The following is a 4,097-nucleotide window of genomic DNA, read 5'->3' as shown; positions in this document are numbered from 1 at the left end:
GAATCACCCGGAAGTCCCACACAAATACCCCCACCTATTTCTGTGGGACTTCCGGGTGATTCTGTGGCGCCCCGCCTGACCGCACCACAGGCCACAAAGCCACAGGTCAGCCGGGCGCCCCCGACTTTCTGTGTATTCCGTGGTTTCTGTGGCAGCCCCCAGGCGCTCCGCTCCCCATCCGACTGGCCCTCTCGCCAAGGAGGAGTCGTGGCCAAGCCTCGCGACGAAATGTTGTCCATCCCCCAAGTCATCGAAGAGATCGGCGTACCGCGAGCAACGTTCTACCGCTGGCGGCAGTGCAGGAAGGGCCCGAAGGCCATCAAGCTCCCGAACGGTGCCGTTCGCATCCGCCGCTCCGAACTGGACCGGTGGATCGCGAGCATGGAGGAAGCTGCGTGAACCACCGCAAGACCGATCGGACGGGCTCTCACAGTTCTGAGGGCCCGTCCGAGGCACAAGAGCCCACCCTGTCCACCGACGTGCGTGTCTGGAAGATCAGCAGGATCACCAGTAAGAAGGCCCCGTACCAGCTTCGATGGGTGGTCGCCGGCGAGGTCAAGCACGCAAGCTTTGCAACCGTGGCACTCGCCGAGACCCGTCAGTCGGATCTACGGAAGGCCATGCGCAAGGGTGAGGCATTCGACGTCGACACGGGCCTGCCGGAATCCGAACTGCGCGCTGCCGAGGCAAAGAAGAACACCCGTCCCGATCCTTCCTGGTGGGACTTCTCCCGCGAGTACATGTCAGTACGTTGGCGCGCCACAGCCGCCAAGACGCGGGAGGGATTGGCGGACAGTCTCGCCACGGTCGCGCTGGCGATGATGGGTGACGCGGCGAAACCGCCCGCGTTGGAGGACGTGCGTGCGGCGATGCGGTGGTACGTCGTGCCTGCGCACGAGGATGAAGAGCCCCCCGAGCATTTGGCGCCCGTCTGTTCGTGGCTGGGACGGCATTCGTTGCCGCTGTCCGCGCTCGCCGATGCCAAAGTCGTGCGAGAGGTCAACTACCGGCTGTCGTTCAAACTGGACGACAGCCCGGCCGCAGGTGAGACATACAAGCGGCGCCGACGCGGCTTCAACACCGCGATGGAGTACGCGGTCGAAGCGGGCTACGTGGACAGCAACCCTCTCGCTGGCATCAAGCGCTCAGGGTCCAAGACCCATGATGTGGTCGACCCCCGGGTCCTGGTCAACCAGACACAGGGCGCGCAACTCCTCACCGCGGTCTCCTACGTCGGATCGGTTCACCGTAACCGCGGCCGACGGCTGGTCGCATTCTTCGCCTGTCAGCTCTACGCGGCAATGAGGCCAGCGGAAGCCGTCGGGCTCCGGTTCAGGGACTGCCACCTTCCAGAACAGGGATGGGGCACCCTCACCCTGAGCGAGACACGACCCGTGTCCGGCAAGAAGTGGACCGACACGGGCCAGCGACACGACAAGCGAGGACTCAAGTCGCGTGAAGCCAAAACAGACCGCCCCGTACCTATCCCGCCGGTCCTGGTCGCGATGCTTCGCGCGCACTATCAAGAATTCGGCACAGCCAAGGACGGCCGACTGTTCGCAAATGAGCGCGGAGATGTGCTGGGGACGTCCAGCTACTGGCGCGTATGGCAGGAAGCGAGACCGCTTGCCCTGCCACCGGACAAGGAGTCGTCCCCGCTCGGTCGCCGCCCATACGACCTGCGGCACACCTGCATCACGAACTGGCTGAACGCCGGGGTCCCCGTCGCCGAAGTAGCCCGGCGGGCCGGCAACTCCCCGGAGGTCATTCACCGCCGTTACGAAGGCTGCATTGACGGACACGAGGAGCTGAACAACAACAAGATCGAGCAAGCGATGGGCTGGGGATCGCCTCGCGCATGACTCGCGTGAAGCCCACACGCCGCTCACACACAACCAGTGCGTGATAACGCCAGAGAGTCGGACTCAGTGGGACTGAGTCCGACTCTCTGGATTAGGCACTGCGCAGGTCAGGGATTTGATCACCCTGATTGCCGCGAAGTGCCCCCGGCAGGATTCGAACCTGCGCACACGGCTCCGGAGGCCGTTGCTCTATCCCCTGAGCTACGGGGGCGTATCGCTGTGGTGGCGACGGGTGAAACCCTACCAGCTTCGGCGGGGTGGCTGTGAACAGCTATTTCCGGGGCGGTGGCGGGGGGCGGGGTCAGGCCGAGGAGCGCTTGGTTCTGGTGCGGGCGGGCTTCTTCGCCGTCTCCTTCTTCGCAGCGGTCTTCTTGGCCGCCGTCTTCTTGGCTGGGGTGGTCTTCTTGGCCGCGGTCTTCTTCGGCAGCCGGGTCACCTCCGCGACCTCGCCCTCGTCCCCGCGTGCCTGCTTCGCCGCGCGCACGCTGTTCTCCAGCGCCGCCATCAGGTCGATGACGTTGCCGCCGCCGGCCTCAGCCGGTGCGCGTTCCGGCGCCGGCGCGCCCTGCGCCTTGGCGGCGATCATCTCCTCGACCGCCTCGCGGTAGTCGTCGTGCAGCGAGTCGAGTTCGACGGAGCCGAGGGTGTCCATCAGGGCGTCGGCCAGGTCGAGTTCGGCCTCCCGTACGGTCACCCCGGTCTCGGGCGCGACGCCCTCGGGGGCCCGGATCTCGTCAGGCCAGAGCAGGCCGTGCATCGCGATGACGTCCTCGACCACCCGCAGCATGCCGAGCCGCTCGCGTCCCCGCAGGGCGAACTTGGCGATGGCGACCTTTTTGCTGCGCTTCAGCGCCTCCCGCAGCAGGGTGTACGGCTTGGCGGCCGGGACGCCGCTCGGGGCGAGGTAGTACGCCGTGTCCATCTGGAGCGGGTCGATCGAGTCCGCCGGGACGAACGCCACGATCTCGATCGTCTTCGCCGTCGGCAGCGGCAGCGCGGCCAGGTCCGCGTCCGTGATCGGGATGATCGAGCCGTCCGCGTCCTCGTACCCCTTGCCGATGTCCGGCGCCGTCAGCTCCTTGCCGTCCAGTTCGCAGACCTTGCGGTAGCGGATACGGCCGCTGTCCTCCTTGTGGATCTGACGGAAGGAGATGGAGTGGTTCTCGGTCGCGTTCACCAGCTTGATCGGGATACTGACCAGCCCGAAGGAGATCGCACCGTTCCATATGGATCGCACGTTCCATCCCTTTCATCCGCTAATCAGAGATTTATGGGATTCTCATCGTATGACGCCGATCACCGTGGTGGAGGGGCGGCGCCTCTCGCTGAGCAATCTGGAGAAGGTGCTGTACGGCGCGACGGGCACCACCAAGGGCGAGGTCCTGCACTATTACGCCCGGACGGCGGGCCCTCTCCTGGCCCATCTCGCCAACCGCCCCGTCTCCTTCCTGCGCTACCCGGACGGGCCCGGCGGCCAGCTCTTCTTCACCAAGAACCCGCCGCCCGGCACCCCCGAGTGGGTACGCGTCGCCGAGGTGCCCAGAAAGACGGCGGACAGCGGCAGACAGGTGGTGGTGGAGGATCTGCCGACGCTGATGTGGGCGGCGAATCTGGTGGTGGAGTTCCATACGCACCAGTGGCAGGCCGATACGCCGGGCCAGGCCGACCGGCTGGTCTTCGACCTGGACCCGGGAGCGCCCGCCACGGTCGTGGAGTGCTGCGCGGTGGCGCGGTGGCTGCGCGAACGGCTGGGCGAGGACGGCCTGGACGCCTATGTGAAGACCTCCGGCTCGAAGGGGCTCCATCTCCTCGTACCGCTGGAGCGCGCGCCGTCGTCCGAGGTCTCGGCGTACGCGAAGGGCCTGGCCGTCGAGGCCGAGGCGGCCCTGCCGGAGCGGGTGGTCCACCGGATGAGCCGCTCGCTGCGTCCGGGAAAGGTCTTCGTCGACCACAGCCAGAACGCCGCGGCGAAGACGACCGCCGCCGCCTACACCCTGCGGGCCCGGCGGGAACCGACCGTCTCCACGCCCGTGACCTGGGACGAGATCACGGCCTGTACGGCGGCCGAGGACCTGGTCTTCCGCTCGGCGGACATCCCCGGGCGGCTGGAGCGCCACGGAGACCTCCTCGCCCCGCTCCTCGATCCCGGCCGCGCGGGGCCACTGCCGGACACATAGCCCTGCCCGGACACACAACCCCGCCCGGCCATGTGGCCCGGCCCACCACGCCGTCCGG

General features: G+C 67.1%; 4 protein-coding genes and 1 tRNA gene. 3 read left to right on the top strand and 2 right to left on the bottom strand.

The features are described 5' to 3' along the window. Positions 1–207: 207 nt before the first annotated feature. Complete coding sequence (locus tag BFF77_RS19105; protein WP_079125297.1) at positions 208–399, top strand: helix-turn-helix transcriptional regulator; 192 nt, start codon at positions 208–210, stop codon at positions 397–399. Further along, positions 396–1,862 (top strand): tyrosine-type recombinase/integrase, encoded by a 1,467-nt coding sequence (locus BFF77_RS19100; RefSeq protein ID WP_066951236.1) that lies wholly within the window; start codon positions 396–398, stop codon positions 1,860–1,862. Before BFF77_RS19105 ends, BFF77_RS19100 begins: the two co-directional genes overlap by 4 nt. A gap of 139 nt (positions 1,863–2,001) precedes the next feature. Here BFF77_RS19100 and BFF77_RS19095 read toward each other — a convergent pair. Further along, positions 2,002–2,073 (bottom strand) — tRNA-Arg (locus BFF77_RS19095). A 90-nt stretch (positions 2,074–2,163) separates the two neighbouring features. Next, positions 2,164–3,099 (bottom strand): non-homologous end joining protein Ku, encoded by a 936-nt coding sequence (ku, locus tag BFF77_RS19090; RefSeq protein WP_066951234.1) that lies wholly within the window; start codon positions 3,097–3,099, stop codon positions 2,164–2,166. A gap of 49 nt (positions 3,100–3,148) precedes the next feature. Between ku and ligD the strand changes: the two genes are divergently transcribed. Further along, the gene (ligD, locus tag BFF77_RS19085) at positions 3,149–4,039 is read left to right on the top strand and encodes a non-homologous end-joining DNA ligase (RefSeq protein WP_066951231.1); all 891 of its coding nucleotides are present in this window, start codon (positions 3,149–3,151) and stop codon (positions 4,037–4,039) included. Positions 4,040–4,097 lie beyond the last annotated feature (58 nt).

Source organism: Streptomyces lushanensis, from assembly GCF_001700515.1.
Classification (GTDB): Bacteria; Actinomycetota; Actinomycetes; order Streptomycetales; family Streptomycetaceae; genus Streptomyces; species Streptomyces lushanensis.
Note: the sequence above shows the minus strand (reverse complement) of the source record. Positions and strands in the feature narration are given on the sequence as shown.